The organism is Rudanella paleaurantiibacter (assembly GCF_009184635.1).
Lineage (GTDB): Bacteria > Bacteroidota > Bacteroidia > Cytophagales > Spirosomataceae > Rudanella > Rudanella paleaurantiibacter.
In genome coordinates this window covers 14,565-29,550 of sequence record NZ_WELI01000001.1, presented here as the reverse complement: position 1 = coordinate 29,550, position 14,986 = coordinate 14,565, and the positions used below count along the sequence as shown (strand labels likewise).

Annotated in this window: 12 protein-coding genes and 1 tRNA gene; 6 read left to right on the top strand and 7 right to left on the bottom strand. The window is 54.8% G+C overall.

Going from position 1 to position 14,986, the window contains the following annotated elements; all coding sequences use genetic code 11:
* Nucleotides 1-35 precede the first annotated feature (35 nt).
* The 3 genes from F5984_RS00135 to F5984_RS00125 all read left to right on the top strand — a co-directional run bounded on the left by F5984_RS00135 (nucleotide 36) and on the right by F5984_RS00125 (nucleotide 3,454).
* Nucleotides 36-1,250, top strand: a complete 1,215-nt coding sequence (locus tag F5984_RS00135; protein ID WP_152121687.1) for a helix-turn-helix domain-containing protein — start codon at nucleotides 36-38, stop codon at nucleotides 1,248-1,250.
* 65 nt (nucleotides 1,251-1,315) lie between these two features.
* A complete protein-coding gene (locus F5984_RS00130; RefSeq protein ID WP_152121685.1) occupies nucleotides 1,316-2,494 on the top strand; it encodes an acyltransferase family protein in 1,179 nt (392 codons plus the stop codon).
* A 12-nt stretch (nucleotides 2,495-2,506) separates the two neighbouring features.
* Nucleotides 2,507-3,454, top strand: a complete 948-nt coding sequence (locus tag F5984_RS00125) for a D-2-hydroxyacid dehydrogenase (RefSeq protein WP_152121683.1) — start codon at nucleotides 2,507-2,509, stop codon at nucleotides 3,452-3,454.
* A 57-nt stretch (nucleotides 3,455-3,511) separates the two neighbouring features.
* On the opposite strand, the gene F5984_RS00120 is transcribed toward F5984_RS00125, so the two are convergent.
* The 5 genes from F5984_RS00120 to F5984_RS00100 form a co-directional block, all read right to left on the bottom strand.
* The gene (locus tag F5984_RS00120; protein ID WP_019988159.1) at nucleotides 3,512-4,390 is read right to left on the bottom strand and encodes a MerR family transcriptional regulator; all 879 of its coding nucleotides are present in this window, start codon (nucleotides 4,388-4,390) and stop codon (nucleotides 3,512-3,514) included.
* A 197-nt stretch (nucleotides 4,391-4,587) separates the two neighbouring features.
* Nucleotides 4,588-5,190 (bottom strand): carotenoid biosynthesis protein, encoded by a 603-nt coding sequence (locus F5984_RS00115; RefSeq protein ID WP_185155373.1) that lies wholly within the window; start codon nucleotides 5,188-5,190, stop codon nucleotides 4,588-4,590.
* A gap of 135 nt (nucleotides 5,191-5,325) precedes the next feature.
* Nucleotides 5,326-5,401: transfer RNA gene (locus tag F5984_RS00110), tRNA-His, on the bottom strand.
* A gap of 157 nt (nucleotides 5,402-5,558) precedes the next feature.
* On the bottom strand, nucleotides 5,559-7,547 hold the full coding sequence (locus tag F5984_RS00105) for a c-type cytochrome (RefSeq protein WP_152121679.1): 1,989 nt from the start codon (nucleotides 7,545-7,547) through the stop codon (nucleotides 5,559-5,561).
* A gap of 6 nt (nucleotides 7,548-7,553) precedes the next feature.
* Nucleotides 7,554-9,437, bottom strand: a complete 1,884-nt coding sequence (locus tag F5984_RS00100; protein WP_152121678.1) for a 3-keto-disaccharide hydrolase — start codon at nucleotides 9,435-9,437, stop codon at nucleotides 7,554-7,556.
* Nucleotides 9,438-9,585: 148 nt separating this feature from the next.
* On the opposite strand from F5984_RS00100, the gene F5984_RS00095 reads away from it, so the two are divergent.
* The 3 genes from F5984_RS00095 to F5984_RS00085 all read left to right on the top strand — a co-directional run bounded on the left by F5984_RS00095 (nucleotide 9,586) and on the right by F5984_RS00085 (nucleotide 11,994).
* Nucleotides 9,586-10,350 carry a 3-keto-disaccharide hydrolase gene (locus tag F5984_RS00095; RefSeq protein ID WP_152121677.1) on the top strand — a complete coding sequence of 255 codons (765 nt, stop codon included), beginning with the start codon at nucleotides 9,586-9,588 and terminating at the stop codon, nucleotides 10,348-10,350.
* 179 nt (nucleotides 10,351-10,529) lie between these two features.
* Entirely contained in the window at nucleotides 10,530-11,456 is a 927-nt protein-coding gene (locus F5984_RS00090; protein WP_394367370.1) for a ChaN family lipoprotein, read from the top strand.
* Nucleotides 11,457-11,592: 136 nt separating this feature from the next.
* Complete coding sequence (locus tag F5984_RS00085; protein WP_152121675.1) at nucleotides 11,593-11,994, top strand: response regulator; 402 nt, start codon at nucleotides 11,593-11,595, stop codon at nucleotides 11,992-11,994.
* A gap of 99 nt (nucleotides 11,995-12,093) precedes the next feature.
* On the opposite strand, the gene F5984_RS00080 is transcribed toward F5984_RS00085, so the two are convergent.
* Nucleotides 12,094-13,641, bottom strand: coding sequence for a DUF4394 domain-containing protein (locus tag F5984_RS00080; protein ID WP_246168736.1), 1,548 nt, complete (start codon nucleotides 13,639-13,641; stop codon nucleotides 12,094-12,096).
* 181 nt (nucleotides 13,642-13,822) lie between these two features.
* Entirely contained in the window at nucleotides 13,823-14,818 is a 996-nt protein-coding gene (locus F5984_RS00075; protein WP_152121671.1) for a c-type cytochrome, read from the bottom strand.
* Nucleotides 14,819-14,986 lie beyond the last annotated feature (168 nt).

Genomic DNA, 14,986 nt, shown 5'->3' with positions numbered 1-14,986 from the left:
TTTAGGGACAAATCGTTTAGTCTCTCAGGCAACCCATGCAAACCCTCCCCTTACATTTCGACCTGTATGCCCTCGTCATTTTGCTGGGTATAGCACAGGCCCTGTTTCTGGGAGTGTTTTTTCTGACGGGTCACCGGCGGCAGTCGGTATCCAATCTGTGTTTGGGGCTGCTCATGCTGGCCACGGCCGCCATGCAGACCGAGATGTGGCTCGAATACACCAATTACATGTTCCGAACGCTGCCCCTGATCGACTCGGCCGAGCCGTTCAACTTCATTATCGGGCCGCTTTTTTACTTCTTCGTGTTTGGGCGGCTCCACAGCCAACTACCCCAGCGCTGGGGCTGGCACCTGATTCCGTTCGCAGTATGGCTTGTCAATGCCGTGACCTGGCTCTACCAGCCCGAGACATTTTTTTACAATTCGTACATCAGCGCCTGGCATCCCGAACTCCCTTACGTACCGTCGGAACCTTACCAAACTGACGATTTCACGGGCCTGCGCAACTATATCAACGAGCTTACTCTGCTGAGTTGCCTCGTCTACTCAGCCCTGTCGATTCGGGTTGTTTACCGAGCGTATCAGACCCGGTACGGCTCTATCTGGAGCCCCGACGCCGACCCTTCGCTCCGTACACTTCGGAGCCTGGTGGTACTCAACAGCCTGTTTCCACTCCTGATTGTCATCACCAAAACCCGGTTCCCCGAAGACCTCGGCGACCATATTCTGGCCAGTTATCTTACCCTGATCATTTACGTGACCAGTTTTCTGGTCATGCGCGGCTCCGACTTCTTCCGCGACCATCAGGCACCGCTGGTCCCTATGCCCGAAACGTTGCCTACCGCGCCCGAGCCCCCGGTCGAAAGCCGAAAAAAATACGAAAAATCGGCCCTTACCAACGAGCAGAAGGAAGCCATTCTGGCCCGGCTCACGCACCTTACCCAAACACAAAAGCCGTATCTGGACAATGACCTGTCACTGTCGAAACTGGCCGAGCGGCTGGGCACATCGCCCCATTACGTTTCGCAGGTTCTTAACGATCAGCTGGGGCAAACCTTTTTCGACTGGCTGGCTACCCATCGGATTGCCGAGGCCCAGCGGCTCCTGAACCACCCCGACACGAGCCACCTGAAAATCGACGAGATTGCCGAGCGGGTGGGGTACAATGCGCCCTCCGCCTTTCATACGGCTTTTAAGCGGATTACGGGCCAAACGCCGGCTTCGTTCCGGTCGGCACGAACTTCGTCATGATCGGAACATAGTACATCTGGCCGGGTAAGAGGCCACTTTTGGGGCATCTAATCCGACAGACGTTTATGCAACCCGACGTACAAGCCCCGCCCCGCGAAACCTTCGCCCCCACCCGCCGGTATGACCTCGACTGGCTCCGTATCATCGCCATTGTTATTCTGTTGTTTTACCATACCGGCATGATTTACGTGTCGTGGGGCTGGCACATCAAAAGCAGCGCGCACAGCGCGCCCATAGAAGAGGTGATGCGTTGGCTGCACCGCTGGCGTATGCCCCTCCTGTTTTTCATCTCGGGGGCGGGCACCTTCTTCGCCCTGCAACGCCGGTCGTACGGAGCCTACGCCGGGGAGCGATTCCGTCGACTGTTTGTCCCGCTTGTGTTCGGCATGTTTGTGATTGTCCCCCCGCAGATTTACATCGAGTGGCTGTTTCGGCAGCGGTTCAGTGGTAGCTACACCGATTTTTATCCCGAAGTGTTCCGGTTTCAACCCTACGAAGACGGCGGCACTGGCGGAGCTTTCAGCTGGCATCATTTGTGGTTTATTGCGTACCTGTTTTTGTATTCGGTGGTGAGTATTCCGGTTTTTCGGTGGTTGAAAACCGAGCGCGGCCAACGCTTCACCAACTGGGTAGGTCGGCTCATTGCGCGGCCGGGCGGAGCCCTGTGGGGTGTTGTTCCGCTGCTACTAAACGACCTCGCGCTGGGGGGCTTCTTTCCTGATGAGACGCACGCCCTCATCGACGACTGGGCCTATTTCATGAAAAATCTGCTTTTGTTCTGGGGTGGCTTTCTCCTGATTAGTCGCCGGGCATTCTGGCAAACGATCGCCAACGACCGGCATATTTTTGGGGTGGCTACGCTCGTTTGTACAGTCATTCTCTATACAGTACGGGCGTATGTGGGCGAGCAAACCCTCGAAGAATCGGCCCTGTTGCGCACCTTGTTTAGCTTTAATTCACTTGGGCTCACCTGGTTTTCGGTACTGGCTACGGTAGCCTACGGATACCGGTACCTCAACACCAATCACCCCGTGTTGCCCCACCTCACCGAGGCTGTTTATCCGTTTTATATTCTGCACCAAACCATTATTGTTTTGATCGGATATTGGGCGTTGCAAACCACTCTGGGCGTTTACGATGGCTTTCTGGTGATTAGCTTTGCATCGCTGCTGATGTCGGTGGGGTTGTATTGGTTCCTTATCCGCCCCTTCCGAATCACGCGGCTTTTGTTTGGCCTGAAATAACTCCCCTCCCCGATGACCATAGTGTATCTGGATGCCTACACCCTCAACCCCGGCGACCTCGACTGGGCTCCGCTCCACGCATTAGGCAATGTGCAACTCTACGACCGCACCGCTCCCGAGCAGCTCCTCGAACGGGCTCACCATGCCGACGTGATCCTGGTCAATAAAATCCGGATGAACCGCGAGTTGCTGAGTCAGTTACCAAACCTGCGCTACATTGGCGTAACCGCCACTGGCTTCGACATTATTGATGTGGCGGCCGCCCGCGAGCTGGGTATCACCGTAACCAACGTGCGCGGCTACAGCACCTATTCGGTGGCGCAACTCACCTTCGCGCTGCTCCTCGAACTCACCCTGCACGTGGGTCGGCACAACGACAGCGTACACGCGGGCGACTGGGTACGCTGCCCCGATTTCTCGTACGCCAAAAGCCCTCTGATTGAGTTGGCGGGCAAAACGCTGGGCCTTGTGGGCTACGGTGATATTGGCCGGAAAGTAGCCGACATTGGCCGGGCGATGGGTATGAATATCCTCGTGAATAAGCGCCACCCCGACGCGGGCGATGGCGTGCAGTACGTTGACATTCCAACCTTGTTTGCTCAGAGCGATGTAGTGTCACTGCACTGCCCGGCTACACCGGAAAACAAGGGATTTGTAAACGCCGAGTTGCTGAAACAAATGAAGCCGTCGGCGTTTTTGCTCAACACGAGCCGGGGTGCCCTTGTCAACGAGGCCGACTTGGCCGAAGCCCTTAACACGGGCGTGTTGGCAGGAGCCGGTATCGATGTGCTGTCGGTAGAGCCACCCTCGGCCGATAATCCCCTACTCACGGCCCAGAACTGCATCATCACTCCGCATATTGCCTGGGCCAGTTTTGAAGCGCGCACCCGGTTGCTTCAGCTTACTATTGAGAATATAAAAGCCTTTGCCGCCGGCTCACCCACCAACGTGGTGAACTAGCAAAAACGAAAAACCCGCCTTCTGAGCGGGTTTTTCGTTTTTGTGGTTCGCGGGGGCTTACGTACTCGCCAACCGAATCAGATCTTCAATGTTATTGATAATCGTAGCCCGGTCGCCGGTTTCGATGTCCTGCCCTACTACCTGATAACCCGTCAGCAAAATATGGCTTTCGGGGAAGGTGTCGATGAGCCGGTTCACAAACGGCTGCACATCGCTGTTCGACGGTACCGAGGTAATCGCCGTGAACACATAATCAGGCTTGTGCACATTATAGGCAAACACCAGCTCATTAAAAGGCAGCGTCTGCCCCAGATAAATCACCTTGTTATAGCGCGCCCGAATAATGTAGTTGGCAAACAACAGACTGATCTCGTGTAGCTCGCCTTCGGGCAGGAACAGGAGATATTTTTTGCCGTCGGGACGCTGCTTACTCACCTGCCCGTCAATCGCCACAATGATTTTCTGGCGAATGAGGTTCGTGATAAAATGCTCCTGCGCAGGGCCGATAGAGCCCGTCACCCAAAGTGTACCAATCCGGCTCAGGAACGGATAGATGATGTGAATCATCGAGTTCTCGAAGCCGAACTGCAAAATATTGGTGCTAATGATTTTCTCAAACCGCTCTTCATCGAGGTCGATCATCGAGATCGTTAGCGCATGGATTTGGTCGGGGTAATTCAGTTGCCGATCCGAAATCTTGATCACTTCGCGGTACATTTCTTCCACCGACATCTTAGAAATGTCGGAGATTTTGTAACCGTGATCTTTCAACAGCGAAATATTCAGGACCAGCTTCAGGTCCTGGTCGTCGTACGTGCGGATATTGGTATCGGTCCGCTTGGGCGAAATGATATTATACCGCTGTTCCCAGATTCGAAGCGTGTGCGCTTTGATACCCGAGAGCTGTTCTAAATCTTTTATTGAGTAGTTGCTCATGGGCGAATCAATTACAACGTGAAGTCAGCTGAAAAATTCAAAGAAAAAGCAAGTGAACGTATAGCTACAAACGTGAAATGCAAAATGTTGCACAATTTAGCCGCTATGAATGGAGTGTCCAAAACGTATATACCTAAAAATTTTTACCCATGCTTGCTTTTATGAATAAAACCTATAGACAAGCCGATTTGTTGCTATCAAATCCAAAATAAGAGACTATGTCCCAGGAAGAACAGGAACTGAAACCCCAGTAGCCAGGGAGCCAGCCGATTCTCCTTTCGGAACGGCAACGCAAACCAAACCACAAATAGGCCAAAGGAAACCAACCACCAGGCTACGTAATTCTGGAGTGGAATATCCTGCCCAAACCAGCTCCAGAAATCGAGCTGAACCGCTACGGGTTCGATAAAGTAGTCGAGCCCCACCATCATGGAGGCCGCCAAAGCCGCTTTGAGCAGCCAGTGCATTCTGATCGGATTACAAACCGAACCGCAGCAGTACACCAGCATGAGCCAGTTGAGCCCGATTACGGGTGGCACCGCCCACAGGTGCGGCCCCAGGCCAGCCCCGTACGCATACTCACCGAACACCAGTCCGGTATGCACCCCCACCACCTCAATACCATAACCAACCCCAATGGCCAGCAAGGCAAAAAAGATAAACGACCGACGCCAGTCGGTATGATACAACAAGAGTAAAATGAGTGAAACAACCAGATTCAGCGGAGAAAGAGGCTGAAAATAGGGCACCAGAGCGGGCAATTGAAGCCCAATTACACCAGCTATGTAAGCCAGTGCCATAACAGTAACAATGCGTTGGTGCGTTTGATCGGTAACAGATACGGCGGTAAACATACCCACTAAACTGCCTGATGCAGGGGAAAGTTGGGATGAAATGCAACAAAAAAGCCCCGTCTTGCGAGGGGGCTTTCGGTAGGGTGAAAGACGGGGCTCGAACCCGCGACCTTCGGAACCACAATCCGACGCTCTAACCAACTGAGCTACAATCACCGTTTTGAGACTGCAAAGATAAGAATACCCGACGGCTTTGTCAAGAAAAAAGAAGCACAGATTTTATCAATTTGAGCGAACAGAAGCCCTTTCAAGTCGCATCTGCCTTTAAATCAGCCTCTGTTCGCTCAGATAATTTAATCGGTACTTCTGTTCAGTTATGGTTTTTCGGCCGCTTTGGTATTGGCAGCCGGTGCCAGCGAGTTAATCCAAGCCGCTATTTTCTGCGCGTCGGCCTTGGGCACCTGCGGCATAGGCGGCATCTCGGTAGCATAATCAGGCCAGTTTTGCGGCTTCGGATTGTAAATCAGGTCGACGATCTGATCGTTGGTATAACCCCGCTTGGCAACAGCCCGGTACGCCGGTCCTACCTGCCGCTTTTCGGTATTATGGCAAGCCAGACACGTGTGCCGCGCCAGCAAGCCCTTCACCTCGTCGTAGGTCGGTGCGGCTGCAACAGCCGCCGTAGCGCCTTTAATGGCCGGCTTGGCAGCCCCTGTTTTTACGCCGGTTTTGGTAGCCGGTGCTGCTGCAGGTTTCTTAGCCGGAGCCGTGGCCGAATTACGCGTGCTCGCTTCCGTCAGGGCCAGTTTACTACCTTCCGGGATGTTGTTGAGCGTGTAGTACGCAATGGGGTGTACAAGCGAGTGTGAACCCTCAACGGCGCGTACCCCATCGATGGTGAGCTGATGGATGTAGTTCTGACGCAGATTATCAACAATCAGACGCGCCTTGAGCCCATCGGCCGACACTTTGACACCTTTCAGCCCGTGCGTTTCCTTGTTGATGGTGGGGCTACCGTACACCGGCTGATACTTGTAAATAAAGCTCTCTACCTTGTACGACGCCAGGTCTTCGGCCGAGGCCCGGTCAACAGGCTTGGTAAACTCCACCTCGAACCCATCGGGCATGGCACGCACGGCACGCATCTCAAACGGTACGCGGTTATTCCAGACTAAGCGCTGTAAGCCTTCGTTAGCCGTACCGGCCGAGCCCCAACCCCGGTTGGTTTCGCCCACAAACAGGGAGCCATCGGGTGCCCAGGCCATACGCAGTACGCCCGACTGGAAACCGTTACGGAAATCGAAAGCCGCGCCCTGAAACTCACCGTTCACTTTTTCCATGAACACACGCGAGATTTTGCTCATGCCCTGATCGCCCACAAGCAGTTGCCCTTCAAACGGACCAAAGTTGCCTTTCGGGATTTCCAGAATCTCGGAGTTCGAGATACCCAGGATACCGTGGGGCAGCCATACGGCCGGCAGCTTTACCTGCGGCACGTTTTTCTTTACTTCATACAGCAACGTAGGGGTTTCGTTGACTACGTTTTCGGGCTTGATATACCGGCCAGCGGCATTTTTGTTCTGACGTGGGTCTACCCGGGCGTACAGTTGCTCGGTAGTCAACTGCAGCGGTGAACCGGGCATATTGGTCCATTTCAGACCAGCCGGGTGGCCGGCAAAGGCCCCTTTATTCACGTGAATAATACCGCCCGATCCGTGCCAGTCACCTTGGTTATCAGCGTAAAACAATTCGCCATCGATCATACCCAGACCGCACGGAGAGCGCATCCCGGTTGCCCAGGGCTCCAGCCTACCGTCTTCCGAAATTTTCATGGTCCAGCCACGCCAGGGGACACGGCTTTCGCCCCGCCACCACTCTTCGTCGCCAAAGGCCACGTTGCCCGTCACGAAGAAGCTACCGTCGGGCGCAATTTTAGGCCCGAAGCTATATTCGTGGTAATGACCCGACAGCGGCCAGGCATAGACCGTCTCGAACAAATCGGCCTTCCCGTCTTTGTTCGTGTCGACCATCTTGGTCAGTTCGCCCCGCTGCGCACAGTAGAGAGCGCCGTTTTTGTAGGCCAGACCCAGAATTTCGTGCAGACCGGTGGCAAACTTGCGGAAATAAGGCTTCCGGCTCGTCGGGTTTTCAACGATCCAGACATCGCCCCGACGCGTAGCTACGCCCAAATCTCCGTTGGGCAATACGGTAAGTCCACCCACTTCGAGCAAGGTACCCTCGGGGGCCGATACCTTCACAATTTTGAAAAAGTCCTCTTCTTTGGGCGATTCCTGCGCCAGTACCGGCACCGTTGCCGACGCCAGCAGACCAAGCCCCAAAAGATATGATTGAATGCGATTCATGGCTGCTTAAAAAAGAATAGAGTACGTGAGTTTTGATTTAACCGGCACAATGAGTTCCTGCTTACCGTTGCTGCTGCGCACTACCGGCACGGCTCCCTCGGCATTGTCGATACGGACATAAACCTGCCCATCGACCATGTACAGACCATTTTCGAGCGGACGAATGGCGGTCCCCGTTACCAACCGGGCATACAGCGGAGTAGCAGCATTTTGCACCGTCAGCTCCCGGCGCAGGCCGTGGCTATTGTCGAGCACACGCAACTGATCCTGCACGGTCGCGCCAAACGAGGTGTACCGGAACGTAGGCCGGTCCTGATCGTCGAGCATATACCCTTTGGGCCGGAACCGGCTACCCGTGGTATCGGTTGGCCAGGCAACCTGATCCGTAGCCAGTGGGGCCAGCATCAGGGCCGGGCGACCAAACCGCTGCACCATACCCGTTGGGCGCGACGAGCCATCGCCCCGGTCGTTCCACATCGGTGTGGTGTCGAGAAACGTACCGCGCCATACCTGTACCACCGAGCCGTTGTCGAGGTCGTAAGTGTAGTGTACCTGCTCCGGCGAACCTACCGAAACGGCGTGCGTAACGCGGTAAGCGCCCCGGTTGTTCTGGCCCATCAGGCCCGTAGCGGGTACGCCGGGCAGATCCATGAACGAGCGGAGCAGGGTGTTGGTCGGTGCTTCAACGATAATCGGGTCCGTCGATTCTTCGTCGGCAATCGGGCTCGTGAGCGAATACTCCCGAATACCGGGGCCCGATACGGCCAGGCCAATATTTGGTTTCGCCCAATCCACAAATTTGCTGTAAATCAGCTCAAATGGCATTTCACCGGCGGGTAGCTCCACCCGGCCGTTACCGCGCCAGTCGGCTTTGGCAATTACAGGCTTGTTGTTGATACGCAACACGCCACCGCCACCCGGCACCCCGAGGTTAAACCGGTATTCGCCCGCTTCCTGCACCTTGAGCGTACCGGTATAACGCACCAGAAACTCGTTGTTCAGCGTCGTCACAAACGGCGACAAGTCGCTCGTGGGCCCTTTGGCTTCGGGCGGCAGTTTGCCATAGGCAGGCTCCTGCTCAAACTTACCCTTGTACACCTCGTAGTTGAGGTTGGTCAGCTCAGGGCGGGGGCGGCCATAGGTTGTAATCTGGATGTTTCGGAAAGCCACCGGGCCGTGATCGCCCTGAATAAAGAGCGGGCCGGTTGGTTTTTCGTTGTTGGCAATGGGGCCGCGGGTAGGGCCGCTCAGGTTCACGTTTTCGTGGATGAGTACACCGTTCAGCTCCAGCCGAACGATTTTTGCGTTTTCGGTTTTCTTACCCGACGCGTCGAAGCGAGGAGCCTGAAACGAAATTTTCAGATGCTGCCACAAACCCGGCGCACGGCTGGCGTTTTGCCGGGCGGGGTGGCCTTCGTAGCCCTTGCTGCCCTCGGGGCGGCTCTCGTCCCAGCGTTCGTAGATCGAGCCATTGTCGCCGGCTTTCGGCATCCGAACGCCCCAGCTATCGAGCAACTGTACCTCGTAGCGGCCTTGCAGGTACACGCCCGAGTTTGAGCCCTTCGCCATCATGTAGTCGAGCTCCAGGTCAATATCGCCAAACTCCTGTACCGTCTGGATATTGTAGGGTTGGCCGTTTTCGAACTTAGCCGGCGGCACATTAGCCAATACACCCGTGCCGGGCTGCGTGCTGAGGGTGTTGGCCTGCGTCAGGCTGGCCGAAGCGTCGCCTACGATGCGCCAGTTGGCCGAGGTTTTCTGAAAGGCGCTTAGGTCGGTGAGTGGAACAGATACGGAGCGGGAGGCTGGCGGCTGGGCCATTACCGATCCGCTCAGGGCCAATAGCCCGGCGTTGAACAACAACCGGGGCAGAGAGAACAAAGGGTTCATGCCGTAAACAAAAAGGGAAATTGGGAGCTTAAAGATAGCTCATTTTGGCCATATAGGTCAGATTACACCCAGATGCACCCGATTGCATGGGTAAAAACCGCCTTTCTCCGTTATTTTTGAGTAGTTATATAAGTGAATTAATTGCTCCATGAAAAAGACAAGCTCGTTTTTGTTCCTAAATCTGGCCGTGGCCAGCATCGCCTTCGGGCAACTTCAACCGAATAAGCAAACGCCCGAATCGTCGGAGATCTGGGAACCCGTTCCCCCGATCGTAACGCCCGGTACCAGCTCGCCCAACGCGTCGGGCCTGACCGCCCCCTCGGATGCCATTGTGCTCTTCGACGGCAAAAACTTCGATAATTGGGTATCGACCAAAGACAAGTCGGCCCCCAAATGGACCCTGGCCGAAGGCGCCATGATTGTGGCCAAAGGCACGGGCGACGTACAGACCAAGCAGGAGTTTGGCGATTATCAGTTGCACATCGAGTTTCGGACGCCCGCCGTTGTTGAAGGCAAAGGACAGGGCCGGGGCAACAGCGGTATCTTTATGCAAGACCGCTACGAGTTGCAGGTACTCGACAACTACGAGAACCCAACCTACGTAAACGGTCAGGTAGGCTCTATCTACAAGCAGGCGATTCCGATGGCCAACCCCAGCCGTAAGCCCGGCGAGTGGCAAACCTACGACATCATTTATCAGGCCCCCCGGTTCAGCAAATCAGGGCTGATGTCGGAGCCCGGCTACATTACCGTACTGCTCAATGGCGTATTGGTGCAGAACCACACGGCCATTCGCGGAGGTACACCCTACATTGGTTTCCCCGATGTGAAAGCTCACGGCAAAGGCCCCATCCGTCTGCAAGACCACGGTAACCCAACCGCTTTCCGGAACATCTGGATTCGGGAGCTGTAACCTGGATTGGGGTGTAAGACAAGTTTCTTTTCCTGACAGGATTACAGGATAAACAGGATTTATTCAGTCCTAAGAATCCCCTGTTTATCCTGTAATCCTGTCAGGAAAACTTTTTGGGTAAATCTGCCGTAATGAACTTGTCCTACATCCCACAGATTGAACCGATACTGCCTTACCTCATGAAGAAGCCATTTTTTTACACGCTGTTCAGTATCGGTTGTGCCTTTCTGACGGCCATGACGGCCCCCGACCGGCCAGCCTATCAGTTATACAGCCAACAGGGTAAGGCTATTTCGTACAGCAAGCTGCTCAAACAGGCGGCCGAGGCCGATGTGGTTCTGTTTGGCGAGCTACACAACAACCCCATTTGCCACTGGCTCGAACTCCAGCTCACCAAAGATCTGTACGCACTCAAAAAAGAGCAGCTCGTGCTGGGTGGTGAAATGTTTGAAACTGACAACCAAACGGCCCTCGCCGACTATGCGCAGGGTCGCACCACCGACAAGGAGTTTGCCAAACAGGCCCGGTTGTGGCCCAACTACCCCACCGATTACCGCCCCCTTGTCGATTTTGCCCGCGCTAACAAAATCCCGTTTGTGGCTACCAATGCCCCCCGCCGGTACGCGAGTCTGGTAGCGCACCAGGGTCTTGCGGCACTCGACACCGTAACGGCCGCCAACAAGCAACTCCTGGCCCCCTTACCACTGACCGTCGATCTCACATTGCCGGGCTACAAGGCTATGCTCGACATGATGGGCGGTTCGGCTCACAGCACACAGGCTACCGGCAACAATCCGCACGGGTCTACAGCTCCGTCTGATGCAGCGGCTAACTTTGCCCGGGCACAGGCCATTAAAGATGCCACGATGGCCCATTTTATCAACCAAAGCTGGCAGCAAGGCAAAACCGTACTGCACTACAACGGCGACTATCACTCCAAGAATTTTGAGGGAATTAGCTGGTATTTACGTCAGCAACGGCCCAATCTGCGCATTTTCACGATTTCGTCGGTCGAGTTGAGCCCTATCGACAAGCTACCTGCCGACAAAGCGGGCCTGGCCAATGCCATTCTGGTTATTCCGGCCGATATGACCAAGACCTACTGAAATACGCCCAACCAGCCCCCTAAACTACCCCGCCCAAATGCATTACCGGGCTCTCTATTGCCTTACCAGCTAAATAGACTAAATATGGCTAGGTCATCCAAAAGCTGTATCTTTGGCAGCATCTTACCGTAACATTATGACGTTATTGAAAAATACGGTTGTTGTCGTGGATGACGACTCGGATGACCAATTTCTCATCCGCAACGTATTCCAGCAGACCAATTCAGCCATTAAAGTCGTCACTCTTTCGGATGGCGATGAGGTGCTGCCTTACCTGAATGCGCAGGATGGCTTGCCCGAACTGATGCTGCTTGACCTCAACATGGCCCGGCTCAACGGTCTCCAAACCCTGAGTCAATTGCGGCAGGAGAAGCGATTCGATGCGCTCCCGATTATTATTTATACCACGTCGTCCAACGCACAGGAGCGGGCTAAGGCCCTCGCGTCGGGCGCATCGGACTTCATTACAAAGCCCGGCGATTACACCGACCTCATCAAGCTGGCGCAACACCTCGAAACTACCTGGTTATCAGAGTAAGTAAACAGTCAGCTGCTCCAAAAAGGCTTTTCAACCCACAAAATACGAAGAGGGCACCCGTTTGGGCGCCCTCTTCGTATTTCACACAGACAGAAGGTGTTAGAAGCCTAAGCCAACCGCCATAGCCTGTACTGGCGAGGGGAACGTTGCCACCGGCGTAGCGGCACCTGTCATGAGGTTGATCCGGTACACGCCCGAAACCACACCTGCCCGCAACAGAGCATAGGCGGTGTTGCTCGTGCCACCGATGTCAAACCCGTTGGCACCTTCAATATTCCAGCCCAGCGGTCCTACATCGACCAGGCCACCCGCGTTGGGAGGATCTTGCCGAACGAGCTTGTCAGAACCAGCATCCAGGTTGTACAGAACCGTAGTTGTTGCGCCGGCAAAATTGTTCGTATAAGCCGATCCGGTAGCGTTGGGCATACCTGGGTTCAGGTTACCGTCGATAGCGGCAACCGTACCGTTGTCGGGGTTAAGCCGGAGGTTCTGTCCCGTGCTCGTCACCACCCGAATCCGATCGACGGTCGGGTTGAAGTCAAAGCCGACATCCACGCTCGTCAGCATCGGGCTGATGGGTGTGCCAACGGCGGTTACTGCTCCATTGGAGGTGTTGATGGTGTACAACTGGCTGCGGCTGCTGATGGCGTACAACTGACCATTAGCTGGCCGGAAGTCGATACCCACGAGCATTTCGCCTGATTGCAGACCGGTCAGCATTTTCACGATGGGCGTACCGGGGTTGAGCGGGTTAAAAATCATCAGTCGGTTCAGGCCATCCACGGCATACGCTACCGGTGCCGTTGGGATAGCCAACCCGATAATGCTCATGTTGGGCAGATTACCCACTTTGGTAGCCTGACCGGTGCTGAGGTTGATCTCGTACAATTCAGAACCAGCACCCGTACGACCGAGAGCCGCAATAGCCTCACCTGCCGGGCTAATATCGAAGCCACTCAACCCAATGATATCGACACCCAGTGGCCCGATTTCAACCTGCGTACCATTGTTTGGTGGATCTTGCCGGTACAGCTTATCATTGACCGGATCAATCGTAAACAGCGTAGTGGTAGTAGCCCCGGCAAAGTTGTTGGTGTAGGCAACACCTGAGATAGCGGCTCCGGGAGCGCCATTGATAACACCATCCACTGCCTGTACGGCACCCGTTTCGGGGTTGAGTCGCAGATCCTGCCCTTTGTTGGTTACCAGACGAATCCGATCAACAGTGGGGTTGAAATCAAGACCTACGCCATCGCCATCAATAGCGGGTGTCAACGGCGCAGTGCCAACAGCCCGTGCAGCACCCGTCATCGGGTTTATGGTGTACATGCGGCTCATACTCGACACGGCGTAGAGTTGGCCGGTAGCCGGACGGAAGTCGATAGATACCAGACGGTCGCCGGGCATCAGACCGGTTACGCTGATGGTTGCCATCGGGGTCGAGGGCGCACCGCTCGACAGTTGGAGCAGTTGGTTGCCGTCGGTCAGGGCGTAAAACATCAGATCGCCCGACAAGCGAGCCTGATCAAACCCGGTCGAACTGGGCTTCATTTGTTCCTGGGGCGCGTTGCAGGAGAACACTGTCAGCATACTGGCGGCCAGCAAGGGCAGTGCCCATACGCGCCGTTGTAATAGAGAAGCAGGCATATCGTATTCGTGGTTTGAGGTGATGATTAATTGCAGATTAAACACCATTAATACGCAGCCGCTGTCTGCTTAGATTTTTGAGCAGGTCTTTTTTTTGTTAAACCGATTGTAGACAAAAGAGGCCAACCCGATTCTCCGAACCGAATTGGCCTCCTCTCGCCTGTTTCTGAGCTTCTTTCTCTTACCGGCTTGCCATCAGTTTAGACCGGGGCGTAAACCGCTCCACTTTGTGTTTGATCGGCTTGAGCGAAGCCAGATACGTGTAAATAGCACCCAGATCCTGCTCCGACATACCGGCGTACATTGTCCAGGGCATGAGCGAGTTAAACTCGTCGTCGCCTACCCGGATGTTTTCCGCTCCGGCATGGTCGTGCGCCTTAAACCGGGCCACAAAGGCTTCTTTCGTCAGGGCTTTGATACCCGTCTCATCGGGGGTCAGGTTCATAGACCGCACCGTACCCGTAGGCATCGGAAACTCACGGCCACCCGCCATCTCCATACCCGGCAGGGGCTGCGCCTTATCGTCAACGGGCGTGTGGCAGTCGCCACAGCTTGCCATCGTGGTCAGGTACTTCCCATACGCCAGCTCATCGGTAGGTTGGGGACGTTGGCCCCCCTCCGCTTTGGCTGGAATGGTGTGCATAATGAAGCTCATAGGAAAGTCGGGGTCGGGAGCAGGCACCTGATTTTCGATCGGAGCAAGCGTGCGGACATAGGCAATGATGTCGCGAATATCCTGCGGGTCCATTTTGGCGTAGTTCTGGTAAGGCATCACCGGAAACAGAGCCCGGCCGTCGCGGCTCACACCCGTAGTTACTGCCCGGAAAATCTCTCCATCCGTCCACTCTTTCAGACGGGCCGGGGTAATGTTGGGCGCGTAAAAGTCGCCGGGGAAACCCATCGTGCGCAAAAAGCCCTCGCCCCCTTTACCGTTGGTACCGGCTACCATAGGCCCGGCGAGTTTAGTCCAGTCGCGGGTAGAGTGACAATCCATACAAAGAGCTACGTGATGCGCCAGATATTTGCCGTGGGCAATCTGCGCCGAGTCGGCCCGGATGGTAATTTCGGGCGGAGGGCCAACATTGGGGAGAGCCAGCTTCACATACGCCAAACCGGCTCCTACGACGAGTACCAGTATACCCAGTACGATCGCGATGATACGTCCTACTTTTTTCATGTTGTAACGTGGTTAAAGGAAAAGTTTAGCAACATTACACATTTCAAAGCACCCTGTTGGTATCGCGTTGGCCAGAGTTTAGTTTTCGGTCGACAAAAAAGCCAGCCTTGTAAAAAGCTGGCTTTCAAGCAACTATTTTCAATATTCAATAAAGACTTCAGTATTGCA